Origin of the sequence: Streptomyces sp. RKND-216 (assembly GCF_004795255.1) — a bacterium.
Lineage (GTDB): Bacteria > Actinomycetota > Actinomycetes > Streptomycetales > Streptomycetaceae > Streptomyces > Streptomyces hazeniae.
Genome location: NZ_SSBQ01000002.1, coordinates 3,587,566 through 3,614,481 on the forward strand (window position 1 = coordinate 3,587,566; position 26,916 = coordinate 3,614,481).

The 26,916-nt window shown below is 73.0% G+C and carries 23 protein-coding genes; 15 read left to right on the forward strand and 8 right to left on the reverse strand.

Annotated elements, in window-relative coordinates; genetic code table 11:
- Positions 1-8 precede the first annotated feature (8 nt).
- Genes E4198_RS16025 through E4198_RS16035 form a run of 3 tightly spaced genes read right to left on the reverse strand, consistent with a single transcriptional unit; the run spans position 9 to position 3,657 of the window.
- Positions 9-2,117: a xanthine dehydrogenase family protein molybdopterin-binding subunit gene (locus E4198_RS16025; RefSeq protein WP_136183762.1), complete on the reverse strand. Its 2,109-nt coding sequence runs from the start codon at positions 2,115-2,117 to the stop codon at positions 9-11.
- Positions 2,114-3,112 carry a xanthine dehydrogenase family protein subunit M gene (locus E4198_RS16030; protein WP_136183763.1) on the reverse strand — a complete coding sequence of 333 codons (999 nt, stop codon included), beginning with the start codon at positions 3,110-3,112 and terminating at the stop codon, positions 2,114-2,116. The genes E4198_RS16025 and E4198_RS16030 overlap by 4 nt, the downstream gene beginning before the upstream one ends.
- Entirely contained in the window at positions 3,109-3,657 is a 549-nt protein-coding gene (locus E4198_RS16035; RefSeq protein WP_136183764.1) for a 2Fe-2S iron-sulfur cluster-binding protein, read from the reverse strand. The genes E4198_RS16030 and E4198_RS16035 overlap by 4 nt, the downstream gene beginning before the upstream one ends.
- Before the next feature lie 214 nt (positions 3,658-3,871).
- On the opposite strand from E4198_RS16035, the gene E4198_RS16040 reads away from it, so the two are divergent.
- The 7 genes from E4198_RS16040 (at position 3,872) to E4198_RS16070 (ending at position 10,906) form a co-directional block, all read left to right on the forward strand.
- Positions 3,872-5,104: a serine hydrolase domain-containing protein gene (locus tag E4198_RS16040; RefSeq protein ID WP_247597709.1), complete on the forward strand. Its 1,233-nt coding sequence runs from the start codon at positions 3,872-3,874 to the stop codon at positions 5,102-5,104.
- A gap of 61 nt (positions 5,105-5,165) precedes the next feature.
- Positions 5,166-5,942 (forward strand): glucose 1-dehydrogenase, encoded by a 777-nt coding sequence (locus E4198_RS16045; protein ID WP_136183766.1) that lies wholly within the window; start codon positions 5,166-5,168, stop codon positions 5,940-5,942.
- Between the two features lie 158 nt (positions 5,943-6,100).
- Positions 6,101-6,481, forward strand: a complete 381-nt coding sequence (locus E4198_RS16050) for a DUF2267 domain-containing protein (RefSeq protein WP_136183767.1) — start codon at positions 6,101-6,103, stop codon at positions 6,479-6,481.
- 502 nt (positions 6,482-6,983) lie between these two features.
- Complete coding sequence (locus tag E4198_RS16055) at positions 6,984-7,652, forward strand: hypothetical protein (protein WP_136183768.1); 669 nt, start codon at positions 6,984-6,986, stop codon at positions 7,650-7,652.
- A gap of 370 nt (positions 7,653-8,022) precedes the next feature.
- Positions 8,023-9,201 (forward strand): Re/Si-specific NAD(P)(+) transhydrogenase subunit alpha, encoded by a 1,179-nt coding sequence (locus E4198_RS16060; protein WP_136183769.1) that lies wholly within the window; start codon positions 8,023-8,025, stop codon positions 9,199-9,201.
- Positions 9,201-9,518, forward strand: a complete 318-nt coding sequence (locus E4198_RS16065) for an NAD(P) transhydrogenase subunit alpha (protein WP_136183770.1) — start codon at positions 9,201-9,203, stop codon at positions 9,516-9,518. The genes E4198_RS16060 and E4198_RS16065 overlap by 1 nt, the downstream gene beginning before the upstream one ends.
- Positions 9,518-10,906 (forward strand): NAD(P)(+) transhydrogenase (Re/Si-specific) subunit beta, encoded by a 1,389-nt coding sequence (locus tag E4198_RS16070; protein WP_136183771.1) that lies wholly within the window; start codon positions 9,518-9,520, stop codon positions 10,904-10,906. The genes E4198_RS16065 and E4198_RS16070 overlap by 1 nt, the downstream gene beginning before the upstream one ends.
- A 302-nt stretch (positions 10,907-11,208) precedes the next feature.
- On the opposite strand, the gene E4198_RS16075 is transcribed toward E4198_RS16070, so the two are convergent.
- The 5 genes from E4198_RS16075 to rsmI form a co-directional block, all read right to left on the reverse strand.
- On the reverse strand, positions 11,209-12,105 hold the full coding sequence (locus tag E4198_RS16075; RefSeq protein WP_136183772.1) for a 4-(cytidine 5'-diphospho)-2-C-methyl-D-erythritol kinase: 897 nt from the start codon (positions 12,103-12,105) through the stop codon (positions 11,209-11,211).
- Entirely contained in the window at positions 12,102-12,983 is an 882-nt protein-coding gene (gene rsmA / locus E4198_RS16080; RefSeq protein WP_136183773.1) for a 16S rRNA (adenine(1518)-N(6)/adenine(1519)-N(6))-dimethyltransferase RsmA, read from the reverse strand. The genes E4198_RS16075 and rsmA overlap by 4 nt, the downstream gene beginning before the upstream one ends.
- Positions 12,984-12,992: 9 nt before the next feature.
- Positions 12,993-13,838, reverse strand: coding sequence for a TatD family hydrolase (locus E4198_RS16085; protein WP_136183774.1), 846 nt, complete (start codon positions 13,836-13,838; stop codon positions 12,993-12,995).
- 34 nt (positions 13,839-13,872) lie between these two features.
- Positions 13,873-14,124: a hypothetical protein gene (locus tag E4198_RS16090; RefSeq protein ID WP_136183775.1), complete on the reverse strand. Its 252-nt coding sequence runs from the start codon at positions 14,122-14,124 to the stop codon at positions 13,873-13,875.
- A 216-nt stretch (positions 14,125-14,340) separates the two neighbouring features.
- A complete protein-coding gene (rsmI, locus tag E4198_RS16095; protein ID WP_136183776.1) occupies positions 14,341-15,204 on the reverse strand; it encodes a 16S rRNA (cytidine(1402)-2'-O)-methyltransferase in 864 nt (287 codons plus the stop codon).
- 129 nt (positions 15,205-15,333) lie between these two features.
- Here rsmI and E4198_RS16100 point away from each other — a divergent pair, with 129 nt between their 5' ends.
- The 8 genes from E4198_RS16100 to galE all read left to right on the forward strand — a co-directional run bounded on the left by E4198_RS16100 (position 15,334) and on the right by galE (position 26,908).
- Positions 15,334-17,070 (forward strand): phospholipid carrier-dependent glycosyltransferase, encoded by a 1,737-nt coding sequence (locus tag E4198_RS16100; protein WP_136183777.1) that lies wholly within the window; start codon positions 15,334-15,336, stop codon positions 17,068-17,070.
- A gap of 146 nt (positions 17,071-17,216) precedes the next feature.
- Positions 17,217-18,881, forward strand: coding sequence for a penicillin-binding transpeptidase domain-containing protein (locus E4198_RS16105; RefSeq protein ID WP_247597710.1), 1,665 nt, complete (start codon positions 17,217-17,219; stop codon positions 18,879-18,881).
- A 101-nt stretch (positions 18,882-18,982) separates the two neighbouring features.
- The gene (locus E4198_RS16110; RefSeq protein WP_136183778.1) at positions 18,983-19,480 is read left to right on the forward strand and encodes a YbaK/EbsC family protein; all 498 of its coding nucleotides are present in this window, start codon (positions 18,983-18,985) and stop codon (positions 19,478-19,480) included.
- 88 nt (positions 19,481-19,568) lie between these two features.
- Entirely contained in the window at positions 19,569-21,413 is a 1,845-nt protein-coding gene (locus E4198_RS16115) for an ABC-F family ATP-binding cassette domain-containing protein (protein ID WP_136183779.1), read from the forward strand.
- Between the two features lie 216 nt (positions 21,414-21,629).
- Complete coding sequence (locus tag E4198_RS16120; RefSeq protein WP_136183780.1) at positions 21,630-23,519, forward strand: PQQ-binding-like beta-propeller repeat protein; 1,890 nt, start codon at positions 21,630-21,632, stop codon at positions 23,517-23,519.
- A gap of 128 nt (positions 23,520-23,647) precedes the next feature.
- On the forward strand, positions 23,648-24,334 hold the full coding sequence (locus E4198_RS16125) for a response regulator transcription factor (protein ID WP_136183781.1): 687 nt from the start codon (positions 23,648-23,650) through the stop codon (positions 24,332-24,334).
- 502 nt (positions 24,335-24,836) lie between these two features.
- Positions 24,837-25,934 (forward strand): galactose-1-phosphate uridylyltransferase, encoded by a 1,098-nt coding sequence (gene galT / locus E4198_RS16130; RefSeq protein WP_136183782.1) that lies wholly within the window; start codon positions 24,837-24,839, stop codon positions 25,932-25,934.
- Positions 25,931-26,908 carry a UDP-glucose 4-epimerase GalE gene (gene galE, locus E4198_RS16135; RefSeq protein ID WP_027764067.1) on the forward strand — a complete coding sequence of 326 codons (978 nt, stop codon included), beginning with the start codon at positions 25,931-25,933 and terminating at the stop codon, positions 26,906-26,908. The genes galT and galE overlap by 4 nt, the downstream gene beginning before the upstream one ends.
- Positions 26,909-26,916: the final 8 nt, after the last annotated feature.

Here is a 26,916-nt window from a genome sequence, read left to right on the forward strand (position 1 = left end):
GCATACGTCTACTGAAGCTCCGTCAGCAGCTTGTCCGGGGTCACAGGCAGGTCCCGGACGCGGATGCCGGTGGCGTTGAACACCGCGTTAACCACGGCCGCCGGTGAGCCGACGATGCCGATCTCGCCGATGCCGCGGGCGCCCATCGGGTTGGCGTGCGGGTCCTCCTCCTCCAGCCAGGTGGCGTCCATGTCGCACACGTCGGCGTGCGCCGCGATGTGGTAATCGGCGAAGTCGTCGTTCACCACGTGGCCGGTGTGCGGGTCCATGACGGCGTGCTCGTGCAGCGCCATGGACAGGCCCATCGTCATGCCGCCCAGGAACTGCGAGCGTGCGGTGCGCGGGTTGACGATGCGGCCCGCGGAGAAGACGCCCAGCATGCGCGGCACGCGGATCTCCCCGGTGTCGGCGTCCACCCGCACCTCGGCGAAGTGCGCGCCGAAGGAGTGCCGCGCGTAGGTCTTGCGGTCCGGGTTCTGCGGCATTCCGGAACGTGCCTCCGCGCCCGGGTCCGGGTCACGGCCGTGCTGGTCGCGGAAGGCGCGGGCCGCGCCGATCACGGTCGAGCCCCAGGACGCCAGTCCTGCCGACCCGCCCGCGACCGTCGCGGCGGGCAGCGTGCTGTCGCCGATCAGCAGCGTCACGTCCTCCGGGGCGGCGTCGAGGGCGTCCGCGGCGACCTGAGTGAGGGTCGTCCAGGTGCCCGTGCCGAGGTCGGCGGCGCCGATCCGGACCGTCCAGCGGTCCTCGCCCTCGTAGCGGATCGCCGCCTCCGAGCCGGGCATCTCGTAGTACGGGTAGGTGGCGGAGGCCACGCCCAGACCGACCAGTTCCCGGCCCCCCGGGCCCTCGCGGAGGGTGCCCGGTGCGGTCGGCCGCCGGTCCCAGCCGAAACGGCGGGCACCCTCCCGCAGGCACTCCACCAGCCGCCGCCCGGACCACGGCCGACCCGTCTCCGGGTCCTCGGGCGGGTCGTTGCGCGCCCGCAGCTCGATCGGGTCCAGGCCGCAGGCGACGGCCAGCTCGTCCATCGCGCACTCCAGCGCGAAGAAGCCCGGGCACTCCCCGGGCGCCCGCATCCAGGACGGCACCGGCACGTCCAGCGAAGCCAGCCGGTGCGAGGTCCGGCGGTTCGGGGCGGCGTACATCATCCGCGTCCCGGTGGCCGTCTGCTCCGCGAACTCCTTGACGGTGGAGGTGCGTTCCACCACCTCGTGCGCGATCGCGGACAACCGCCCGTCGGCGTCGGCCCCGAGCCGCAGCCGCTGGATGGTCGGCGTGCGGTGCCCGGCCAGGGTGAACATCTGCCGCCGGGTCAGGGCCAGCTTCACCGCCCGGCCCGGCACGGCCTTCGCGCACAGTCCGGCCAGCACGTCGTGCGCGTGCGGCATGCCCTTCGAGCCGAAACCACCGCCGACGTGGGGCGAGACCACCCGTACCTGGTCCTTCTCCAGCCCGAACAGCGGCGCGAGCGTGGTGCGCACGCCGTGCACGGACTGGGTGGACGCGTACAGCAGCAACCGCACGTCCCCCTCGGGCTGCCACACCGCGACCGTGGTGTGCGGCTCCATCGGGTTGTTGTGCTCCATCGGCGTCGTGTACACGGCGTCGACGGTCACCGGGGCGCCGGCCATCGCACCGTCCACGTCGCCCTCGTCGCTGTCCGTGGCGTAGGACGGGTTCACGGAGTCCGGTGCGTACAGGTCGTCGCGGTCGGCGCGCAGTTCGACGTCGTGCGGCTCCACCTCGTACGCGATGCGTACCAGGGAGGCGGCGTGCCGTGCGGTCTCCGGCGTCTTGGCGACCACCGCGCCGACGAACTGGCCGCGGAAGGCGACCCGTCCGGACTGGAGGACCGCCAGCTCCCGGTCGCCGGTGTCCGCGAGCCGCGGCGCGTCGTGGTGGGTGAGCACGCACGCGACGCCGGGGCACGCCTCGGCGTCCTCGGTGTCCACGGCGCTGACCCGGCCGCGGGCGATCGTGGACTGCAACGGGTGCACGTACAGCGGGTTCTCGACGGGCTGCTCGAAGGCGTAGCGAGCGGTTCCGGTCACCTTGGCCGGGCCGTCCAGGCGCTCCATCGGCGTGCCGACGGCACGGGGGCGGAGTGTCGTCATCGCCTTCCCTCCGTGAGGTTCCGCAGGGTCGCCACCATGGTGTTCCGCGCCAGCGGCACCTTGTACGCGTTCCCCTCGCGCGGCTGCGCGGCGGCCAGTTCGGTCTCGGCGGCGCGGCGGAACGCCTCCTCGCGGGCGGGTGCGCCGCGCAGCGCCTCCTCCGCCCGTTCGGCGCGCCAGGGCTTGTGGGCGACGCCGCCCAGCGCGATCCGCACGTCCCGCACGGTGCCGGCGGCCTCGTCCAGGTCCAGCGCCGCGGCGACCGACACCAGCGCGAAGGCGTAGCTGGCCCGTTCGCGCACCTTGCGGTAGGTGGAGCGGCGGGTCAGCGCATTCGCGGACGGCAGCTCCACGGCGGTGATCAGCTCGCCGTGCGCCAGTTCGGTGTCCCGCTCCGGCGCGTCGCCGGGCAGCCGGTGCAGACCGGCCAGCGGCAGCGTGCGCGCGCCGTCGGGGCCGAGTACGTGCACTGTGGCGTCCAGCGCGAGCAGGCCGACGGCCATGTCGGAGGGGTGCACGGCGATGCACTGGTCGGAAGCGCCCAGCACGGCGTGGTTCCGGTCCCAGCCGCCGATCGCGGAGCAGCCGGAGCCGGGCTCCCGCTTGTTGCACGGCGTGGTGACGTCCTGGAAGTAGCGGCAACGGGTGCGCTGGAGCAGGTTGCCGCCGGTGGTCGCGGCGTTGCGGAGCTGGCCGGAGGCGCCGGAGAGCAGCGCCCGGGACAGCGCCGGATACCGCTCCCGTACGAGCGGATGCGCGGCCAGGTCGCTGTTGCGCACCGCCGTGCCGACGCGCAGACCGCCCTCCGGGGTCTCCTCGATCCCGTCCAGCGGCAGCCGGGAGACGTCCACCAGCATGTGCGGTGCGGCGACGCCCAGTTTCATGTGGTCGACCAGGTTGGTGCCGCCCGCCAGGAACACGGCGTGCGGGTGAGCCGCGACGGTGGCCACGGCCTCCTCGGCGTCGGTGGCCCGGTGGTACTCGAAGGGGATCACGACGCCTCCCGGGGGGCCACGGCGGTGCCGCGCAGGGCAGCGACGATGTTGACGTAGGCGCCACAGCGGCACAGGTTGCCGCTCATCCGCTCGCGGATCTCGTCGTCGTCCAGTGGCACGGGCACGCCGGGCGTCTCCGGCGGCACGAGGTCGTCGGTGACGTGGCTGGGATGGCCTGCCGCCGCCTCGTCGAGCATGCCGACGGCCGAGCAGACCTGGCCGGGCGTGCAGTAGCCGCACTGGAAGGCGTCCTGCTCGATGAACGCCTGCTGCACCGGGTGCAGGCCGCCGTCCCCGAGCGCCTCGCCCACGCCCTCGGCGGTGATGACCTGGTCGCCGTCGTGCGCGAGGGCGAAGGTCAGGCAGCTCAGCTGCCGTCGCCCGTCGAGCAGCACGGTGCAGGCGCCGCACTGGCCGTGGTCGCAGCCCTTCTTGGGGGAGGTCACCCCTAGCCGCTCGCGCAGCGCGTCCAGCAGCGTGGTGCGCGCGTCGACCGTCACGGACCTTTCGCTGCCGTCCACCCGAAGGGTGATCCGGTGTTCCATGTGCCGCCTCCAGCGGGGCGCTCCGGTTACGGTCCCAGCGGGTGGGTACCACGCTGCGCGCCGCGCGACACCGCTCCGCGTGCGGACATTACCGACAAAGGGGTGGGTGCGGGGTCCTGGGGACCAGGGCGCGCGTGTCGCGGTGCACCATGGAACCTGCGGCACGCGGGCGCGTGCCGTGCACGAACAGGGCCTATGGGAGCGAGACGGAGCCGTGGTGGACGTCCAGGGCGCGGTGGCGGACGGATTCGAGCCGGTCCGGGAGGCGTTCGCACGGAACCTCACCGAGCGTGGCGACCCGGGTGCGGCGGTGGCCGTGCACGTGGACGGGCGCCGGGTCGTGGACCTCTGGGGCGGCACCCGAAACGATTCTGCGGACGGCGCCCGGGCCCCCGGGGCGGAGCCCGCTCACGGTGCGGGCGACCCGTGGGAGGCCGGCACAGCCACCGTCGTACGGTCCGCCACGAAGGGCGTCGCCGCGACCGTGCTGCACCTGCTGCACCAGCGCGGACGCCTGGACCTGGACGCCCCCGTCGGCACCTACTGGCCGGAGTTCAAGGCGCACGGAAAGGAGGGCGTCCTGGTGCGGCACCTGCTGTCGCACCGCGCCGGGCTGCCGGTCCTGGACACGCCGCTCACCCCCGCCGAGGCCCTCGACGGCGTCAGCGGCCCCGCCGCGCTCGCCGCCCAGCGTCCCGTGTGGGAACCCGGCACCGCGCACGGCTACCACGCGCAGACCTACAGCTGGCTCCTCGGCGAGCTGGTGATGCGGATGACCGGCCGGTCCATCGGCCGCTGGTTCGCCGAGGAGATCGCCCGGCCGCTCGGCCTGGACCTGTGGATGGGCCTCCCCGACGGCGAGCGGCACCGCGTCGCCACGCTCAGGGACGTCACGGCGCCCCCGCCGCCCGCCGCCGCGGGCCTGCGGGTCCGGGCGAAGAACACCGTCCTCGACGCCTACCGCGACCCGGATTCGCTCACCCGGCGCGCCTTCGGCGCGATCGACCCGCTGCCCGACGAGAACGACTCCGCCTACCGGGCCGCCGAACTCGCCGCCTCCGGCGGCATCGCCACCGCCCGCTCGCTCTCCCGCTTCTACGCCGCACTCATCGGCCACGTCGAGGCCGAGGACGAACTCCCCGCCGTCCGCTCCCTGTTCACCGCCGCGACGCTGATGCAGGCTCGTTCCCAGGAGTCGCACGGCCCGGACCGGGTGCTCGTCGTCGGCACCCGCTTCGGGCTCGGCTACATGCTGCACAGCCCCTCCTCGCCGATGCTCGGCACCGGCTCCTTCGGCCACCCCGGACGCGGCGGCTCCCTGGCCCTGGCGGACCCCGAGTCCGGCACCTCCTTCGCCTACGTCACCCGCGGCACGCAGCCTTCCGTCACCTCCGACCCCCGCGCCCAGGCCCTGCTGCGCGCGGTGAAGTCCTGCCCGCGGCGGTGACGGTGCGATGACGGTTCCGTGGGGGTCGTCACGGCACGAAAGGCACGGCTAACCTCGGGCGATGCGACGATTCGAGGGATACGCGGCCCTGGTCACCGGAGCTGGACGGGGTATCGGCCAGGCGGTCGCGCGGCGACTCACGGACGAGGGCGCGCGGGTGATGCTCGCCGACGTGGACGGTGAACGCGCCCGGCGCGCGGCCGCCCCACTCGACGGCGCGGAGGCGGTCGCCTGCGACGTCGCCGACAGCCGGTCGGTCGCAGCCGCCGTGGCCGTGACCGTGGAACGGTTCGGGCGGCTCGACGTACTGGTCAACAACGCCTACTCCTGCCATCCGGAACCCGCCCGCATCGAGGACCAGGACGACGAGCCCTGGCTGCGCGACCTGGACGTCTCCCTGACCGGGGCGTTCCGCTGCATGCGCGCCGCGATGCCGCACCTCGCCGCGGCGGACGGCAGGGGTGCCGTCGTGAGCATCGGCTCCGTCAACGGCATCGCCGACTTCGGCAACCACGCCTACAGCGCCGCGAAGGCCGGCCTCGGCTCCCTCACTCGCACCCTCGCCGGGGACGCGGCCCCGCGCGGCGTCCGCGTCAACCTGGTCGCACCGGGCACCGTCCACACCCCCGCCTGGGAAGGACGGGAGGACGTGCTGGAACGCGCCGCTCGCGAATACCCGCTGGGGCGCGTCGGCGTCCCGGACGACATCGCGTCCGCCGTCGCCTTCCTCGCCTCCCGCGACGCGGCCTGGATCACCGGCGTCACCCTGCCCGTCGACGGCGGCCTCCTCAGCGGCAACCAGGGCCTCCGGCGCGCCATGCGGGGCGACGAGGTCTGACCCGGCGGCCGGGGGCCGGGGCGCACGCGCGTTCCGGACCCCGTCCGGGCGGATGCGTGCATGCGATCCGCGCTCGTGGGATACCCGGCCCCACAGCCGTCGCAGAGACGGCCGGATCAGCACACACAGCCGACGACGTACGAGTGAGGTTGTTTTCCTTGCGTGACGACGAGTTCCTGGCGCACGTCCGCGACCACGGGCAGTACGAGGACCAGAAGGAAGCCCGCACGGTGACGGAGGCGGTTCTGACCGTGCTCGCCGCCCGCGTCACCGCCGACGAGGCGGGAGACGTGGCCGCGCAACTCCCGCCGCCCCTCGACGAGCCGCTGCGCACGGGCGCGGGCGGCGAACGGTTCGACCTGGACGAGTTCTACCGCCGGGTGGACGGGATCGTCGGGCCCCGCTCCCGGACCGCCGAGTGGGACGCCACCGCGGTGCTCTCCACCTTGCCGCAGGCGATCTCACCCGGAGCGGTGCGGCACCTGGTCACCCAGCTGCCCGACGACTTCGCGCCGCTCTTCAACCGACAGGCCGCGTGACGGCGGGGCCCCGCGAACGGCCCGACACACGGTCGGCAGCGAGCCGTCCCCTCCGCGCCACCCTCCGCCGGCAGTGCCCCGCGACGGGGGCGGCGCCGTGTGCGCCACGGCCCCCACAGGCCGGTACGCGCGACGCGGCTCACCACCCAAGGAGACAATTCGTATGCAACTCAGCCGACTCGCTTCCCTGTACACGCCGGAGCAGGCATCCTTCGCCACCGTTTACCTGGAGGGGCGCTCTCCCGGTGAGGACGCGGCGGATTAGGTACGGCTGCGCTGGCACGAACTCCGCGAACGGCTCACGAAGGAAGGCGCCTCGGAGGAGGCGCTCGGCTCCGTCGACGAGGCACTGTCCCAGGAAAAGGCCGGCGAGGAGCAGGCCGACGGCCGGGTACTCGTCGCCTCCGGCGAGGGCCGCCTCGCACTCGACCAGCCCTGGGACGCCGCCCTGGGGGCGGGCGATCAGGCGCACTGGGGTCCGTTTCCCGAGCTGGGCTCCTACGTGCGCCACACCGCCGACGCCGTCCGGGTACTGCTCGTCGTGGCGGACCAGCAGGAGGCCAGGTTCAGTGCGGTGACCGTCGCCACCGAGGGCGATGCGGCGGAGGACTCCACTCCGCCGCAGGAAGGGGGGTCGGCGCCCCACCGGCGCGTCCGGCACCGCTCCGCCACGGTGGTGGACCAGAACGCCGAGGACTTCGACACCACCGCGGCCGACGCCCTGCGGCGCACCTCGCCCGACCTCGTGGTGCTCGCGGGCGAGGTCCAGGGGCGCGCGACGCTGCGCAGCCGGATGCCCGACCCGCTCTCCGTTCCACTCGTGGAGACCGACCGGGGAGGAGTGACCGACTCCCGTGCTCGGCACGTCCTGGACGAGGAACTGCTGCAGCTCGCCACCAGGCACGCTCAGCACAAGCAGCGCGACGACGCCTCCCGGTTCCACGAGGCGCAGGGTCACCGGAACACCGTGCAGGGGAGCGACCAGGTGCTCGAGGCCGCCGAATCCGGTGCGCTGGACATGTTGTTCAGGGAAGCCGGCACGGCCGCCCGGCAGGAGGCGCGGATTCTCGGGGCCGCCGCGCGCTCCGGCGCCGGCTTCGCCCTCGTGCCGCACGGGACCGGGCTGGCGGGCGGGGTCGCCGGAATCCTCCGCTTCTCTCCCGGCGGCTGAAGCTCCGCAGGGGACGGAACGCGGTTCCGGCCGCTGCCGCCGACGAGCCCACCGCCCGCCCACGTCCCGATCCCCTTCGGTCCGATCACCAGCAGCAGTATCGACCACGACGCCGCGGTCGTCTGTCCGGCAGACGGCCGCGGCGTCGGTCGTCCGCCCGGACGAGGTGGCCTGCTCGACAGCCTGCGGTGGGCTGGGTGCGCCGTGCGTGGCCCGCGCACCGACGACCCGGCCCGGTCTTCCGGCGTGTTGCCCCCTACACCTCACGTCACAAAGGCGCGAGCATGGACCGTCTGTTCGCACAGTTCGCACGGTTCGCATCGGATCCGGACACGGAAGGCGTAGGGATGGCGATCGAGAGGATGTGCCCATGAGCGCCGGCGAGGAGAATGCGCCGGGAGCACGGGCGGCCAGGGTGGGCGTGCCCCGGGAGCGGGGAGAGGGGGAGCGGCGCGTCGCCCTGGTGCCGAAGGTGATCGAGAAACTGCGGCGCACCGGCGTGGAGGTCGTCGTGGAGAGCGGCGCCGGGATCGGCGCGCTCATTCCCGACGCCCACTTCACCGCCGCGGGGGCGAGGATCGGCGACCCGTGGGCGTGCGACGTGGTGGTGAAGGTCGCACCACCGACCGCCGAGGAGACCGCCCGCTTGGGCAGAGGGAGCGCGCTGATCGGATTCCTCGCGCCGCTGACCTCCCCGGAGACGGTGACGGCCCTGCGCGACGCGGGCGTGACGGGATTCGCGATGGAGGCCGTACCGCGCATCTCGCGGGCGCAGTCGATGGACGCGCTGTCCTCGCAGGCGAACGTGTCCGGCTACAAGGCCGTGCTGCTGGCCGCCGACCACTGCACCCGGTTCTTCCCCATGCTGACGACCGCGGCAGGCACGGTGAAGCCCGCCACCGCCCTGGTGCTCGGCGTCGGCGTCGCGGGCCTCCAGGCGCTGGCCACGGCCAAACGCCTGGGTGCCCGCACCACCGGCTACGACGTGCGGCCGGAGGTCGCGGACCAGGTGCGGTCGCTCGGCGCGCAGTGGCTGGACCTGGGCATCGACGCGGCCGGCGAGGGCGGCTACGCCCGCGAACTGTCCGAGGCCGAACGCGCCGAGCAGCTCAAGCGGCTGGAAGAGGCGATCACCGGCTTCGACGTGGTGATCACCACCGCGCTGGTGCCCGGCCGCAAGGCGCCGAGACTGGTCACCGCCCGTGCGGTGGAGGGCATGCGGCCCGGCAGCGTGGTCGTCGACCTCGCCGGGGAGGCAGGGGGGAACTGCGAACTCACCGAGCCCGGGGAGGTCGTGGTGCGGTACGACGTCACCGTCGCTTCGCCCCTCAACCTGCCGGCCCGCATGCCCGAGCACTCCTCCGAGCTGTACGCGCGCAATGTCTCCGCGCTGCTGGAGCTGATGCTCGACGAGAACGGAGCCGTGGTGCCCGACTGGTCCGACGACGTGCTCGCCGCGTCGTGCGTCACCCGTTCCGGGACGTCCGAGGGCGCCGGTGGTTCCCGGGACGCTGGGGGTTCCACGAAAGCCACTAAGGGGGAGTCCTGATGGAGTCGGGAAGTCTGCTCGCCAACATCGCGATCCTGGTGCTCGCCGGGTTCGTCGGATTCGCGGTCATCTCCAAGGTGCCCAACACCCTGCACACACCGCTGATGTCGGGCACCAACGCCATCCACGGCATCGTGCTGCTCGGCGGCCTGATCGTGCTCGGCGAACTGGAGAACCCGTCCGTGGTCGACTCGGTCGTCCTCACCGTCGCCATCGCTTTCGGCATGATCAACGTGGTCGGCGGATTCCTGGTCACCGACCGGATGCTGGGCATGTTCAAGTCCGGGCACGGTGAGAAGAAGGGCGGGAGCGACTGATGGAGACCTTCACCTACTTCCTGTACATCGTCGCGTTCGGGCTGTTCATCCACGGGCTCTCCGGCCTGACCGGCCCCCGTACGGCGGTGCGCGGCAACCAGATCGCGGCGCTCGGCATGCTCGTCGCGGTCGTGGCCACGCTGCTGCGCATCGAGCACAACTGGGTGCTGGTCGCCGTCGGCCTGGTCGTCGGCACCGTGCTCGGGGTGCCGTCCGCCCGGCAGGTGAAGATGACGGCCATGCCGCAGATGGTCGCGCTGTTCAACGGCGTGGGCGGCGGCGCGGTGGCGCTCATCGCCTGGTCCGAGTTCCGTACCTCGGGCGCCTTCGCCGACACCGCCGGGTACGTCGCGGTGACCTCGATGTTCGCCGCGATCGTCGGATCGGTGTCGTTCTGGGGGTCGTTGGTCGCGTTCGGCAAGCTGCAGGAGACCCTTCCCGGACGGCCGATCGGCCTGGGCGCCGCCCAACAGGTCGTGAACGGCCTGCTGTTGGCAGCGGCCGTCGGATGCGCCGTGATGGCCGGACTCGGCGGTGCGTCGGAGCTGTGGATCGGACTGGTCCTCGTCCTCGCGGCGGTGCTCGGGATACTGGTCGTGCTGCCCATCGGCGGCGCCGACATGCCCGTGGTCATCTCGCTGCTCAATGCGCTGACCGGGCTTTCGGCCGCCGCGGCAGGTCTGGCGCTGGACAACACGGCGATGATCGTCGCGGGCATGATCGTCGGTGCGTCCGGCTCGATCCTCACCCACCAGATGGCGGTGGCGATGAACCGCACCATCCCGGCCATCGTGGCGGGCGGGTTCGGCGGTGGCGGCGGCGCGCTCGGAGCCGGTGGCGACGACGGTGTGGAGCGGACGGTGAAGTCCACGTCCGCGGCGGACGCGGCGATTCAGATGGCGTACGCCGCGCAGGTCATCGTCGTCCCCGGCTACGGCATGGCCGTCGCGCAGGCCCAGCACGCGGTGAAGGACATGGCGGACCTGCTGGCGACGAAGGGCGTCGAGGTGAAGTACGCGATTCACCCGGTGGCCGGACGCATGCCGGGGCACATGAACGTGCTGCTGGCGGAGGCCGACGTGTCGTACGACGCGCTGAAGGAGATGGACGAGATCAACGACGAGTTCGCACGTACGGACGTGACGCTCGTCATCGGCGCCAACGACGTTACCAACCCGGCGGCGCGCACCGACCCGACGAGTCCGATCCACGGCATGCCGATCCTCAACGTGGACGCGTCGCGCAACGTCATCGTGCTGAAGCGGTCGATGAGCAGCGGGTTCGCGGGGATCGACAATCCGCTGTTCTACGCGGAACGGACGTCGATGCTGTTCGGTGATGCGAAGAAGTCGGTGGCGGAGGTGACGGAGGAGCTGAAGGCTCTGTAGGCCGGGGGTGGGGGGTGTTGGGGCTCGGTGTGGGCGCGGGGCGGTGGCTGGTGTGGGGGTGCGGGTCGGGGGCGTGGGCTGCGGTCCGGGCCGACGACCCGGAAACCCATGATTTACGGGCCGGGTTCTCGGCGAACAGAGGGCACGACTCGTATTTCGCGGCCCACACATCACGGGCAAGTGTTTCCGGGCGCATCGGCCCTGCCCTCCGCCCACGCCCCCTCACGTCCCACACCGCCGCCCCCGGCCCACCCCCGTGCCCCTGGGGGAGGGACGTGCGAGGGGTGCGCGGTGCCTTGGGATCAGAGGAGGGTGGCGCCGGGGGTGGGGGAGGTGGTGGGGCGGGCGGTGCGGCAGGTGCCGGAGCGGCGCAGGGCGTCGGCGACGGTCTCCGCCGTGGCGGCGTCCTCGGTGAGGAAGGCGCAGGTGGGGCCCGAGCCGGAGACCAGGCCGGCGAGGGCTCCGGCGCTCTTTCCGGCCCTCAGGGTGTCCGCCAGGGAGGGCCGGAGGGAGAGGGCGGCGGCCTGGAGGTCGTTGGCCAGGGCGCCGGCGAGGGCGTGCGGGTCGCCCTTGCGGAGGGCGGTGAGGAGGGCGGGGGACGCCTGAGGTTCGGGGACGTCCGCGGTGCCGCGCAGGCGGTCGCACTCGCGGTAGACGGCGGGGGTGGACAGGCCGCCGTCCGCCACGGCGAACACCCAGTGGAAGGTGCCGCCGACGTCCAGGGGGGTCAGCAGTTCGCCGCGGCCGCGGCCCAGCGCGGCGCCGCCGAGCAGGCTGAACGGGACGTCGGAGCCCAGGTCGGCGCAGAGGCTGAGGAGGTCCGGGTGGGGGGTGTGGAGGTTCCACAGGGTGTCGCAGGCGAGCAGGGCGCCGGCGGCGTCGGCGCTGCCGCCGGCCATGCCTCCGGCGACCGGGATGTCCTTGGCGATGTGCAGGTGGACGCCGGGAGTGGCGATGCCGTGGTGGGTGGCGAGGGCGTCGGCGGCGCGGGCGGCGAGGTTCGTCGGGTCGAGGGGCACGGCGTCGGCGTCGGGGCCGGTGCAGGTGAGGCGGAACGTGTCGGCGGGCGTCGCCGTCACCTCGTCGTGGAGGCCGACGGCGAGGAAGACGTTGGCCAGGTCGTGGAAGCCGTCGACGCGGGGCGGGCCCACCGCGAGCTGCACGTTGACCTTGGCGGGGACCCGGACGGTGACGGTCACGCGGCCTCTTCCTCCTGGTTGGGTGACGGCCGGTGTTCGGCGATGGCGGCGAACTCCTCGACGGTCAGGGACTCGCCGCGGGCCTTCGGGCAGACGCCCGCCGCGGTCAGTGCCTCTTCGGCGGCCGCGCCGGAGCCGGCCCAGCCGGAGAGGGCGGCGCGCAGCGTCTTGCGGCGCTGCGCGAAGGCGGCGTCCACCACGGTGAAGACCTCGGTGCGGGATGCGGTGGTGGCGGGCGGGTCGCGGCGGACGAGGGAGACCAGCCCGGAGTCGACGTTGGGCGCGGGCCAGAAGACGTTGCGGCCGATCGCCCCGGCGCGCTTCACCTCGCAGTACCAGGCGGCCTTCACCGACGGCACGCCGTACACCTTGGAGCCGGGCGGTGCCGCCAGCCGGTCGGCGACCTCGGACTGCACCATGACCAGGGTGCGTTCGATGCTGGGGAAGCCCGCGAGCATGTGCAGGAGGACCGGCACGGCCACGTTGTAGGGCAGGTTGGCGACCAGCGCGGTGGGCGGAGGGCCGGGCAGGTCGGTGACGTGGAGGGCGTCGGAGTGGACGAGGGTGAAGCGGTCCGCGCGGGACGGCAGGCGCGCGTCGACGGTGGCGGGGAGGGCGGCGGCCAGCGCGTCGTCGATCTCGACGGCCGTGACGCGGCTCGCGGTCTCCAGCAGGCCCAGGGTGAGCGAGCCGAGGCCGGGGCCGATCTCCACCACGACGTCGTCCGGGAGGACCTGCGCGGTACGGATGATCCGCCGGACGGTGTTGGCGTCGATGACGAAGTTCTGCCCGCGCTGCTTGGTGGGACGCACCCCCAGGGCGGCGGCGAGTTCGCGGACGTCGGCGGGGGAGAGGAGGGGATCGGGGGCGGAGCTCACCGCAGCAGTCTACGGGCGCGGTTCGTAGCCGAACGCGCGCGCCGTGTTCGCCGCCACGTGACCGGCCAGCTCGTCCTCGGGAAGGTCCTTGACCTCGGCCATCGCACGGAGCGTGACCGGGACGAGGTAGGGCGCGTTGGGGCGGCCCCGGTACGGCGCGGGGGTGAGGAACGGCGCGTCGGTCTCCACCAGCAGCAGTTCCGGCGGCGCGGCGGACAGGGCGTCCCGCAGCGGCTGGGCGTTCTTGAAGGTGACGTTGCCGGCGAAGGAGAGGAACCAGCCGTGCTCGGCGCAGGTCCGGGCCAGGTCGGGGCCGCCGGAGAAGCAGTGGAAGACGGTGCGCTCCGGTGCGCCCTCCTCGCGCAGGATGCGGACGACGTCGTCGTGCGCCTCCCGGTCGTGGATGACCAGGGCCTTGTCCAGCCGCTTGGCGAGAGCGATGTGCGCGCGGAAGGAACGCTGCTGATCGGCGATGCCGGCCTCGCCGGTGCGGAAGTAGTCCAGGCCCGTCTCGCCCACGGCGAGCACCTGCGGCAGCGCCGCCAGCTTCTCGATCTCCGCCAGTGCGGCGTCCAGCGCCTGCGGGCCGCCCTCCTCGGCCAGCCGCGGCGCCTCGTTGGGGTGCAGCGCGACCGCCGCGTGCACGGCCGGGTGGGCCGCGGCGACCTCGGCCGCCCAGCCCGCCCGCTCCACGTCGCAGCCGATCTGCACGACGGTCGTCACCCCCACCGAGGCGGCCTTGGCGAGGGCCTCCTCGACGGTGCCGTCCTGCATGTCGAGGTGGGTGTGCGAGTCGGCCACCGGCACGCGGAGCGGTTCCGGCAGCGGCGGTGCGGGCTGGGCGGGAGCGGGCATGCCGCGATGATAGGTCCCCGCCCCGACCGGGGCGTCAGTGGTGCTGCCAGGCGTCCACGGCCGTGGCCACCCGCCCGGAACGCATGATCCGGAGCTTGTGGCCCTCGCAGTTGGGGCAGGTCGGGTGGGTGAGCGGGGAGGGTACGCGCCGGCCGTCCGCCCAGTAGGTGATCAACGGCTTGCCGTCCGGCCCAGTGCGGTGCTCGATGTCGTACGTCTGCTCCCAGCCGTAGCCGCAGTTCATGCAGGCGAAGCTGTACGCCTCGTGCACCGTCGTCTCCGTCATCGAAGCTCCCTTCTTCCCGGGCGAAAGAGCCCACGGCCAGTGGACTCCCGTGCCGGAAGAAACGCAGCAGTCTTGTGGGAAGCGTTGAGGGCAATTGGCCCGGAGTTGGGCCCGGAGCGGAGAAACCGCCTCTTTTCTGGGCGAGGCTTTGCTTTTCAGGTTAACGCTTTACCGGGCGGTGTGACATGAGGAGCGGGGTGTACGGAGGGTGTGCGGTCAGTGCCCGCCGGGGCCGGCCTGCTTCGCCGCGACCACCGCGTCGAAGACCTCCCGCTTGGGCACTCCCGCGGCCTGCGCGACCGCCGCGATCGCCTCCTTGCGACGCTCCCCGGCCTCCTCGCGCACCGCCACACGGCGGGCCAGCTCCGCGCCGTCCAGGTCCTCCGGTCCGGGCGGCGCCGCGCCCTCGACGACGACGGTGACCTCGCCGCGCACGCCCTCGGCCGCCCACGCGGTCAGCTCCGCGAGCGGACCGCGCCGGACCTCCTCGTAGGTCTTGGTCAGCTCCCGGCACACCGCGGCCCGGCGGCCGCCTCCGAAGACCTCCGCCATCGCCGCCAGCGCGTCGTGCAGGCGGTGCGGGGCCTCGAAGTACACCAGGGTGCGCCGTTCCCGCTCGGCCTCCCGCAGCCGGGTCAGGCGTTCTCCGCGCTTGCGGGGCAGGAAGCCCTCGAAGCAGAAACGGTCCACCGGCAGGCCGGACAGCGCGAGCGCCGTCAGTACCGCCGACGGCCCCGGCACGGCGGTGACCCGCACGCCCCGCTCCACGGCGGCCGCCACCAGCCGATACCCCGGATCCGACACTGACGGCATCCCCGCGTCGGTCACCAGCAGCACCCGCGCCCCGCCCGCCAGGGCCTCCACCAGCTCCGGCGTCCGGGCGGACTCGTTCCCCTCGAAGTAGGACACCACCCGGCCGCCGACCTGCACGTCCAGCGCCTGCGTGAGCCGGCGCAGCCGCCGGGTGTCCTCCGCCGCGACGACGTCCGCGGCCGCGAGCTCGGCGGCCAGCCGCGGCGGGGCGTCGGCGGTGTCGCCGATGGGCGTGCCGGCGAGGACGAGGGTTCCGGTGGAGGTCATGCGCGCGAGTCTCGCCGCCGGACCGCGCCCCGGGCAACTCGCGGCCTGCCCGCCACGCGGTGCCGGACGGAAGGGGGAAGGGGGAGTGTCGGCTTGCCGCGCCGCAGGGGCGGGGGCGCGTTCCTTACGATGAGCGCTGTGACGACCCAGGAGACCGCCACCGAGGCAGCGCACGAGACCGCCCCGCCCCCCGCGCCGCCCGGGCGGCAGGCGCGGCTGCGCCGCTTCGGCTACCGCCCCGCGCCGCGCGCCGGGCTGCGCGAGCGGCTCGTACCGCCCTACCCCCGTCCCTCTCGGAGGCCGGCGGCCCTCTTCGGCTTCTCCCCGCGTGCGGCGGAGCGGCTGGCCGCCTGGTCGGCCTGGGGCGGGCCGCTGCTCGTCGCCCTGGTCGCCGGCCTGCTGAGGTTCTGGCAGCTCGGGTCGCCGCACGCGGTGATATTCGACGAGACCTACTACGCCAAGGACGCCTGGTCCCTCTGGCAGTTCGGCTACGAGGGCACCTGGGAGGACGGCGCCAACGAGCGCATCCTCTCCGGAGCCGGCGACGTCGGGCTCTCCTTGGACCCCTCCTACGTCGTCCACCCCCCGGTCGGGAAGTGGATCATCGGGCTCGGCGAGGTGATGTGGGGGCTGAACCCGTTCGGCTGGCGGTTCATGACCGCCGTGCTCGGCACCCTCTCGGTGCTGATGCTCTGCCGCATCGGCCGCCGGCTGTTCCGCTCCACGGCGCTGGGCTGTCTGGCCGGGGGCCTGCTGGCCGTGGACGGCCTGCACTTCGTGATGAGCCGCACCGCCCTGCTGGACCTGGTGCTGATGTTCTGGGTCCTCGCCGCGTTCGGCTGCCTGCTCGTGGACCGGGACACGGCGCGCGCACGGCTGGCGGCCGCCCTCCCGCCCGACCCCGACCGGGAGGGCGGGGCGTCCCCGGACGCGTACGTCGCGGAGGGCGTGAAACTCGGCGTGCGGCCGTGGCGCATCGCCGCCGGGGTGTGCCTCGGACTGGCCTTCGCCACCAAGTGGAACGGCCTGGTGGTGCTCGCCGCGTTCGGCGTGCTCGCCGTGCTGTGGGACATGGGCTCCCGCCGCGCGGCCGGCGCCGGACGGCCGTTCGCCGCGATGCTCCGCCGCGACGCCCTGCCCGCCTTCCTCTCCACCGTGCCGGTCGCCCTGCTCACCTACGTCGTCTCGTGGACCGGCTGGTTCGCCACCGACCGCGGCTACCACCGCGACTGGGCGCGCACCGAGGGCGCAGGCCAGGGAGCGACCTGGCTGCCCGACGCGGTGCGGAGCCTGTGGCACTACGAGACGCAGGTCTATGACTTCCACGTAGGTCTCACCGACGGCCACACCTACGAGTCCAACCCGTGGAGCTGGCTGGTCCTGGGGCGCCCGGTCTCCTACTTCTACGAGTCGCCCGACAAGGGCGAGGCCGGGTGCACGGCGGCGGACGGCTGCGCCCGCGAAGTGCTCGCCCTGGGCACACCGTTGCTGTGGTGGGCCGGCTGCGCCGCCGTGCTGTACGTGCTCTACCGCTGGCTGCTGCGCCGCGACTGGCGCGCCGGCGCCATCCTGTGCGGCATCGCCGCCGGCTACCTGCCGTGGTTCCAGTACCAGGAACGCACCATCTTCTACTTCTACGCCGTCGTCTTCGTGCCGTTCCTCTGCCTCGCGGTCACCATGATGCTCGGGGCGCTCGCCGGTCCGCCCGGTGTCACCGAACGCCGCCGCCTGGTCGGCGTCGTCGCCTCCGGAGTGCTGGTACTGCTCGTCGTGTGGAACTTCGTCTACTTCTGGCCCGTGTACACCGGCGAGACGATCCCGCTCGACGCCTGGCGGCAGCGCATGTGGCTGGACACCTGGATCTGACCGTCGCGAACCGCCGCGTCGATACACCGATTCGATACGCGAAAGAGTGATGTGGGCGCCCGGTCCGTCAAGGTTCGTGCCGTAGGGTGCCTCGGACAAGGTCCCCGTCCGCGTCGGCCGGGGCGGGGTGGAGGGGCACTTTCCGGATGGGTCACAGGGAACAGGCGCGGGACAGGCAGCGCATGGCGGTCATCGGTTCCGTGGCCGCCGTCGTCATAGGCGCCACCGGCTTCGGCGTGTACGCGCTGGTGGGCGACGACGAGGCGGGCCGCGGCGGCGTGGGAACGACGACCGCCGACGGGAAGCAGCCGGAGACCGTCGAGACCGGGCCGCCGACCGCGGAGGAAGTCCGCACGGTGGCGGGCGACTTCCTCGACGCCTGGGCCGCCGGCAAGGAGCGGCAGGCCGCCGCCCTCACCGACGACCAGACCACCGCGCTGAAGGCGCTCACCGCGTTCCGCGAGGACGCCGCCATCGACGAGATCGCGTTCACCCCGCAGAAGCCGAAGCAGCGCGAGGTCGCCTTCGCGGCCGAGACGAAGATCGTCCACGAGGAGACCACCGCCGACTGGTCCTACGACGGTGCCGTGAGCGTCGTACGGGACAAGAAGACCGGCGACGCACTCGTCCACTGGGAACCGTCCGTCCTGCACCCCGAGTTGAAGGACGGCCAGAGCATCGAGACCGGCGAGGCGGGCACCCCGCCGATCAAGGCCGTCGACCGCAACGGCACCGAACTCACCAAGGACGACCACCCGGCGCTGGGCGGCATCCTCGCCGACCTGCGCAAGCGCTACGGAGACAAGGCGGGCGGGGAGCCCGGCATCGAGACCCGCATCCTCGACGCGAAGGGCGAGGAGACCGGCACCACCCTCCTCACCCTCTCCGAAGGGGAGGAGGGCACCCTCCGGACCACGATCGACCTCGGCGTGCAGCAGGCCGCCGAGTCCGCGATCGCCGGCAAGAACAAGGCAGCCGTCGTCGCCGTGAAGCCCAGCACCGGCGAGATTTTGGCCGTCGCCCACACCCCCGCGCCCGGCTTCAACATCGCCTTCCAGGGCCTCTACGCCCCCGGCTCCACGATGAAGGTCGTCACCGCGGCCATGCTCATGGACAAGGGTCTCGCCTCGCCGAACGCGGCGCACCCGTGCCCGAAGGAGTTCGAGTACGGCGACTGGCCCTTCCACAACGACGACCACTTCGAGATCAAGGGCGGCACCTTCGCGCAGAGCTTCGCCCGCTCCTGCAACACCGCCTTCATCAGCCAGGCCCCGGAACTGCAGAACGACTCGCTGACGAACTACGCCCGCGACGTCTTCGGGCTCGGCCTCACCTGGCAGGTCGGCACCTCCACCATGGACGGCCGCGTCCCGGTGCAGAGCGCCGCGCAGATGGGCGCCTCCCTCATCGGGCAGGGCGGCGTGCGGATGAACCCGCTCAACATGGCGTCCGTCTCGGCGACTGTGAAGACCGGCGTCTTCAAGCAGCCGTACATCGTCTCCCCCCAGATCGACGGCCGCACGCTGACCGGCGCCCCGCAGACGATGAAACCGGAGACCGCGAGCGGCCTGCGGCAGATGATGAACCTCACCGCGGTGAGCGGCACCGCGGCGGCGCCCATGGCCGGCATGAGCGGCGACTTCGGAGCGAAGACCGGCTCGGCCGAGGTGATGGGCCAGAAGAAGCCGGACGCGTGGTTCACGGCGTACTCCGGAGACATCGCGGCTGCGGCGGTCGTACCCGCTGTCGGCCACGGCGGCGAATACGCGGGCCCGGTGGTCCGCAAGGTCCTCGACGCCTACGGCGGCTGAGGCCCACCCCTCCTCCGGGCCCGCCGCACGCCCCCGCAGCGTGCGGCGGGCCCGACCGGTGCCGTGCCGGTTCCCGGCCCGTGCCGCGTTAGCGTGGACGGATGACCGCTCCGTCCGCCGCGCACCCGCGCTTCGCCGCCGCACTCGCCGCACTGGGCCTCGACGCCATCGAGGTCCGCGCCTTTCCCGACGGCACCCGGACCGCTGCCGACGCAGCGGCGGCGGTCGGCTGCGAGCTGAGCCAGATCGTGAAGTCGCTCGTCTTCGAGGCCGACGGCGCACCCGTGCTCGTGCTGATGGACGGCGCGACCCGCGTCGACCTCGCCCGGGTGCGGGAACGGCTCGGCGCGGGCACGGTCGGCCGGGCGAACGCCGCCGCCGTCCGCCGGGCCACCGGCTACGCCATCGGCGGGGTGCCGCCGTTCGGCCACGTCACGCCGCTGCGCGTGCTCGCCGACCGCGGGCTGCTCGCGCACACCATCGTGTGGGCTGCGGCGGGGACGCCGCACACCGTCTTCCCGATCGGACCGGAGGCGCTGATCGCCCACGCCGGGGCCGACCTCGCCGACGTCGCCGAGACCCGGCAGACCCCCGCCTGACTGATCTCCCGGTCACGGGGGGCGGCAGGGGCACGGCAGCCGGGCATCTAGGCTGGGACGCCGGCCCGGAACGCGTTGCAGGAGTGAGATGGCAGTCAACCTCGTCAACCTGGAAGCCGTCAGCAAGGTGTACGGCACGCGTGCCCTGCTGGACGGCCTCTCGCTCGGCGTCAGCGAGGGCGATCGCATCGGCGTCGTCGGGCGGAACGGGGACGGCAAGACCACCCTCATTCGCATCCTCGCCCGGCAGGAGTCCCCCGACGGCGGGCGCGTCACGCACGCGGGCGGGCTGCGCATCGGGGTGCTCACCCAGCACGACTCCCTCGACCCGGCGGCCACCGTCCGCCACGAGGTGCTGGGCGACATGGCCGACCACGAGTGGGCCGGGAACGCGAAGATCCGCGACGTGCTCACCGGCCTGTTCGGCGGGCTGGACCTGCCGGGCTTCCCGGACGGGCTGGAAACGGTGATCGGCCCGCTCTCCGGCGGAGAGCGCCGTCGCATCGCGCTCGCGCAGCTGCTGATCTCCGAGCAGGACCTGATCGTGCTCGACGAGCCGACCAACCACCTGGACGTCGAGGGCATCTCCTGGCTGGCCGGGCACCTGCGGGCGCGGCGCTCGGCGCTGGTGTGCGTCACCCACGACCGCTGGTTCCTGGACCAGGTGTGCACCCGCATGTGGGACGTGCAGCGCGGCAGCGTGCACGAGTACGACGGCGGGTACAGCGACTACGTGTTCGCCCGCGCCGAGCGGGAACGCATCGCCGCGACCGAGGAGGCCAAGCGGCAGAACCTGATGCGGAAGGAACTGGCCTGGCTCCGGCGCGGTGCCCCCGCCCGTACCAGCAAGCCGCGGTTCCGCATCGAGGCGGCGAACGCGCTGATCGCCGACGTGCCGCCGCCCCGGAACGACGCGGAGCTGATGCGGTTCGCCAACTCCCGGCTCGGGAAGACCGTCCTGGACCTGGAGGACGTGACCGTGCAGGCCGGACCGAAGGTGCTGCTGCGGCACCTGACCTGGCAGCTGGGGCCGGGCGATCGCATCGGGCTGGTCGGCGTCAACGGCGCCGGCAAGACCTCGCTGCTGCGGGCGATGGAGGAGGCCGCGCGCAGCGGCGGCGAGAAGCAGCCCGCCGCAGGACGCGTCAAGGTCGGCAGAACGGTCAAACTGGCCTACCTCTCGCAGGAGGTGGCCGAGGTCGACCCGAACTGGCGCGTGCTGGAGGCGGTGGAGCGGGTGCGCTCCCGCGTGGAGCTGGGCAAGGGCCGGGAGATGACCGCTTCGCAGCTCTGCGAGAAGTTCGGCTTCGTGAAGGAGAAGCAGTGGACGCCGGTAGGTGACCTGTCCGGCGGCGAGCGCCGTCGGCTGCAGATCCTGCGGCTGCTGATGGACGAGCCCAACGTCCTCTTCCTCGACGAGCCCACCAACGATCTGGACATCGAGACGCTGACCCAGCTCGAGGATCTGCTCGACGGCTGGGCAGGCTCCCTCGTCGTCATCTCCCACGACCGCTACTTCCTGGAACGCACCACCGACCGCGTCCACGCGCTGCTGGGCGACGGGACGTTGCGGATGCTGCCGCGCGGCGTCGACGAGTACCTGGAGCGGCGGGCCCGGGTACGCGCGCAGACGCCCGCCGCGCAGGCGGCGACCCATCCGGCCGGACGGAACGGGCAATCGGTGCAGTCCGGGCAGGTAGGGCAGGCCGCCGCGAAACCGGCCGCGCTGTCCCGTGCCGCACAGAAGGAACTCCAGCGCATCGAGCGGCGGCTGGACAAGGTCGGCGCCGAGGAGTCCACGCTGCACGGCGAGATCGCCGAGCACGCCACGGACTTCGAGCGCGTCGCCGGCCTGGACGCCCGGTTGCGCGAACTGGCCTCCGAACGCGACGACTTGGAGACCCGCTGGCTGGAACTCGCCGAAGGCGAGTAGGACCGGAGCGGCCGGTCACCGGGGGACGGCGCGCCGCGCTTGACAGTCCCGTCCCGTGGCCGTGACGGAACCGGAACGCTCCCGCGCGGTGTCCGGTGGTAGAAAGAACCTCACTCACCCAGTCAGTCATGGCGGGCTCGATGTCCGATTCGCTCGGCCCTACGGGGGGTTCGGGATGCCGGGCACGACGGTCTGCCCGTTCCGCGAGGACACCGCATGTCTCAGCCGCCCCCTCCTCCCCCCAGCCAGCCGCCCCAGCCCGGTGACGGGTCCGGTGAGTCGAAGGACCCGCCCGCAGAGAGCCCGGCCGCGGACAAGCCCTCCCTCGACAAGGAGTCGCCGCAGCAGCCCGACGCCGGGGGCTACGGCTACCCGCAGCAGCCCCCGCAGGGCGGCGGCTACGGCTACCCGGGGCCGGCCGCTCCGGGCGACGTGTCGCAGCAGCCGACACAGGGCTACGGCTACCCCGGCGCGCCCGGCGCCGCTCCCGGTGCCCCGGGTTCCCCCGGTGCTCCCGCTGGGTACGGCCCGCAGCCCGGCGGCTTCGGCCAGCCCGGCCCGTACGGTCAGCCCGGCCCGTACGCCGGGCCCGGACCCTACGGTCAGCCCGGCCCGTACGGCCAGCCCGGTCAGCCCGGCCCGTACGGGCACCCCGGCATGGCCCAGACCCTGCCGCCCGGCGCGGCGCCGGGCGGTCCCGCGCCCGGCCGTGACAGCAACAAGACCGTCGCGATCATCGCGGCGGCCGTGGCCACGCTGCTGATCGTGGGTGTCGGTGTCTGGTTCCTCACCAAGGGCTCCGGCGGCGACCCCGACCCCCAGGGGGACACCCGCGGCACCACGCAGGGCACCACCGGCGGCGACAGCGGCGGGTCCACCGGTGGCGACGGCAACGTCGGCGACGGTCACCAGCCGTCCGGCACCGAGGGCGAGCTGCTGTTCAGCGTGGACGCCCCGAAGGTCGGCGACATCACCTCGGTCCCGGGCATGTGGGCGACCGAGGACATCTTCGTCAAGACCTCGGTCAACGCCATCCTCGGCCTCAACGCCTCCGACGGCTCCGAGGCGTGGAAGATCCCCCTCGACGGACAGGTGTGTGCGGCCGCGCTCCAGCAGACCGAGGACGGCAAGACCGCCGTCGTCACCCGCGAGACCCGCTCCAGCAAGGCGCGCTGCAACCAGATGGCCGTCCTCGATCTGGCCGCGGGCAAGAAGGTGTGGCAGAAGACCATGCCCAACGAAGCCAATGTCAACAGCCTCGGTGGCAGCGTCACCATCAGCCAGGGCACCGTGGCGGCGGCCTGGATCGGCGGCTCCGTCGGCTACCCGCTGGCGGGCGGCGAACCCGTCTGGGCCGGCGAGTTCGGCGGCGAGTGCCGTGACGACGGCTACGCGGGCGGCGCGAAGCTGATCGCGCTGGTCGAGTGCGGCAGCTACACCAAGCCGCAGTACCTCGTGCAGACGCTGGACCCGAAGACCGGCAAGGCGCAGAGCGAGTTCAAGGTTCCGGGCAGCGTCCGCACGGTGTCGGTGGCCTCCACCGACCCGCTGGTCCTCGTGGTCGGCGCCGGCGGCCCGTCGCCGACCGACATCATGACCGTCTCCGACGACATGAAGCTGATGGCGAAGATCTCCCTCGGCAGCCGCTACGAGGTCGACTGCGACCTGTCTGCCGAGGGCTGCCGCGGCATCGTCGCGACCGACGACGCCGTGTACATGCGCACGCAGATGCACGAGTCGAGCGCGGAGTACGGCCGGACGAACGAGATCATGAAGTTCGACATCAAGACCGGCACGACCAAGTGGAAGTCGGCCGCGGGCGAGAAGCGCGCCATGACGCCGCTGCGCTACGACGAGGGCAAGCTGATCGGCTACCGCCTGCCCAGCTACGAGCAGGGCGGGGAGATCGTCGCGATCGACCCGGAGAACGGCAAGCAGACGAGCTGGCTCAAGCTCCAGCAGACGCACATGGAGGAGCAGTTCGTCGCCTACCGGCTGCTGGACCGGGCGCTGTTCGCGTACGGCCGGCTGCACCTGCAGACCGACCTGCTCTCCGAGCGTGACGACGGCGACAAGCCGCTGGCGGCGGTCTTCGGCGTCGACTGATCCTCCCCAGGCCCGATTTCCCGCAGGATCGGGCGAACCGGCCCCGGACCGTGTAGCTTTCGTGCACATGTGTCCGGGGCCGGCGCGTGTCCATGAGCACGGCACCGGGGTGGTGACGGGGGAGCTCGATGGGTGTGCGGGTCGTCGTGGTGGACGAGAAGCGGCTGCTGGCGGAAGCGCTGGCCACGGCGCTGCGTCTGCGCGGGCACCGGGTGCTCGCCGCGGCGGCGCCCGGCGCCGGGACGGTCGAGCTGGTCGTCGCGCGGGCGCCGGAGGTGTGCCTGCTGGGCACGGCGACGCCGTCCGCACCGGGGGCGTTCGATCCGGTGAAACGTATCCGCTCCGCGCGGCCGCAGATCGGCGTGGTGGTGCTCGGGCCGGTGCGCTGCCCGCGCGGCATCGCTGCGGCGTTCGCCGCGGGCGCGTCCGGCTACGTCCGGCAGGACGAGCGGATCGAGGGCGTCGAACGGGCCATGGCCAAGGCCCGGGCCGGCGAGGCGGCCGTGGCGCCGCAGCTGCTCCAGCGGGCGTTCGCCGAACTGCTGCACCCGCCGGCGGAGGCGGACGACGAGGCGGCGCGGCTGCTGCGCCTCCTCACCCCGCGCGAGGTGGCGGTACTGGTGCGCGTGGCCGAGGGCGAGGACACCCGGCTGATCGCCGCGGGCATGGGGATCGCCCCCAGTACCGCACGCACCCACGTGCAGCGGGTGCTGCGGAAGCTGGCCGTGACCTCCCGCTTGGAGGCGGCCGCGCTGGCGGCACGTACCGGGCTGCTGGACCGGGCCGCGAAGGGGTCACTCCCCGCCGGGGAGTGACCCCCGACGGGACCCGCCCCTCCGCGGCCGGTCCACCGCCGCAGGGGTCAGCTCCGCGGAGCGCCGGGGTCCGGAGCTGCGGGGTCCGCTTCGCCGGGCCCATGCCGATCAGCACCCCGACGACGGCCACCCAGCGGGCCACGGAGACGTAGTGCTCGTCCGGCCGGTCCTTCTCCAGGTACGCGCCCCAGATGTCACCCGTGAAGACGGTGTTGCAGGAGGAGATGTCCTTCGGCGAGATGTTCCATGGGGGGTCACTCGCTTCCGTCGTGATGGTTGCGTCGTGAACGTACTCGGATTCCGTCCGTGCTTGAAGGGATCTGGTGGGCAATTTTGTTCAAAAATGATGAGCGCTCGCGGTGGACGGTCGGCGCGCGCGGTGTGTCGTGTGCGGTATGTGCGGGGATAGGTGTCGCGATACACGTCAGCGCTTCCGTTCGCCGAGGACCCTGGCTATGATGGTTATTGTTCGATTTTGTTGATCTCCGGAGTGAGGGGCCCCGTGCAGAAGACCACCAGGCGGCTCGCCGACGGCCGGGAGATCCTCTACTTCGACACGGGGGACGGCATGCGCCACGACGCCGTCGACCGGCGCCCCCTCGAACCCACCGCCACGGCCTCCGAGATCCGGCACGACCCGCTGCTCGACGAGTGGGTCGCCGTCACCGCCCACCGCCAGGGGCGCACGTACCACCCGCCGGCCGACGAGTGTCCACTGTGCCCCTCCCGCGAGGGCCGCCGTACCGAGATCCCCGATGCGGACTACCAGGTCGCCGTCTTCGAGAACCGCTTCCCCTCCTTCGCCGGCGGCCCCGGCCCCCTCTCCGCCCAGGAGCCGGACGGCCTCTTCGGTCACCGCCCCGGTGCCGGACGCTGCGAGGTCGTCTGCTTCACCGCCGACCACGACGCGTCCTTCGCCGACCTCACACCCGCACGGGCCCGCCTCGTCCTCGACGCCTGGACCGACCGCACCGCCGCGCTCTCCCGCCTGCCCGGCGTCGAACAGGTCTTCTGCTTCGAGAACCGCGGCCGCGAGATCGGCGTCACCCTCGGCCACCCCCACGGGCAGATCTACGCCTATCCGTTCACCACCCCGCGCACCGCCCGCATGCTGCAGACGGCCACCGCCCACCGCGAACGCACCGGCCGCAACCTCTTCGACGACGTGGTCGCCTCCGAACGCGCCGACAAGAGCCGCGTCGTCGCCGAGGGCGAGCACTGGACGGCCTTCGTCCCGCACGCCGCCCACTGGCCGTACGAGGTGCACCTCTACCCACGGTGCCGGGTCGCCGACCTGACCGCGCTGGACGAAGGGGCCCGCGCCGAGTTCCCGCACCTCTACCTCGACGTGCTGCGCCGCTTCGACCGGATCTTCGGTCGCGGCGAGCCGCCCACCCCGTACATCTCCGCCTGGCACCAGGCCCCGCGCACCGCTCCCGGGCGCCACGACTTCGCTCTCCACCTCGAGCTTTTCACCATTCGCCGTACTTCGGGCAAGCTGAAGTTCCTCGCGGGTTCCGAATCCGGCATGAACGTGTTCATCAACGATGTGCCGCCGGAGACCGCGGCTCAGCGACTGCGAGAGGTAGGGAACGAGTGAAGTACCTGGTGACAGGCGGCGCGGGATACGTCGGCAGCGTCGTCGCCGCACACCTGCTGGAAGCGGGCCACACGGTCACCGTGCTGGACGACCTCTCCACCGGCTTCCGGGCCGGCGTCCCGCAGGGCGCCGACTTCGTCGAGGGGCGCGTGCAGGACGCCGCCCGCCACCTCGACCCCTCCTACGACGGCGTGCTGCACTTCGCCGCCTGCTCGCAGGTCGGCGAGTCCGTCGCGGACCCCGAGAAGTACTGGCGCAACAACCTCGGCGGCAGCATCGAACTCCTCGCCGCCATGCGCGAGCACGGCGTCCGCCGCCTGGTGTTCTCCTCCACGGCCGCCACCTACGGCGAGCCGGCCGGCTCCCCGATCACCGAGGACGACCCCACCGCGCCGACCAGCCCGTACGGCGCCACCAAGCTCGCCGTCGACCACATGATCACCGGCGAGTGCCGTGCGCACGGCCTGGCCGCCGCCTCGCTGCGCTACTTCAACGTCGCCGGCGCGTACGCCGCCCGCGACGGGCACGTCTACGGCGAACGGCACGACCCCGAGTCGCACCTCATCCCGCTCGTCCTCCAGGTCGCCCAGGGCCGCCGCGAGCACATCAACGTCTTCGGCGACGACTACCCCACCCCCGACGGCACCTGCATCCGCGACTACATCCACGTCGCCGACCTCGCCGACGCCCACCTGCTCGCGCTGTCGAAGGCCGCCCCCGGCGAGCACCTGGTCTGCAACCTCGGCAACGGCAACGGCTTCTCGGTCCGCGAGGTGATCGAGACCGTCCGCAAGGTCACCGGCCACCCCGTGCCGGAGGTCGTCGCGGACCGACGCGGCGGCGACCCGGCCGTCCTCGTCGCCTCCGCCGAACGCGCCCGTCGCCTGCTCGGCTGGCAGCCCTCGCGCGCCGACCTGGCCGGCATCGTCCAGGACGCCTGGGACTTCACCCGGCACACCGCCGGGACCGACTGAGCCGGGGA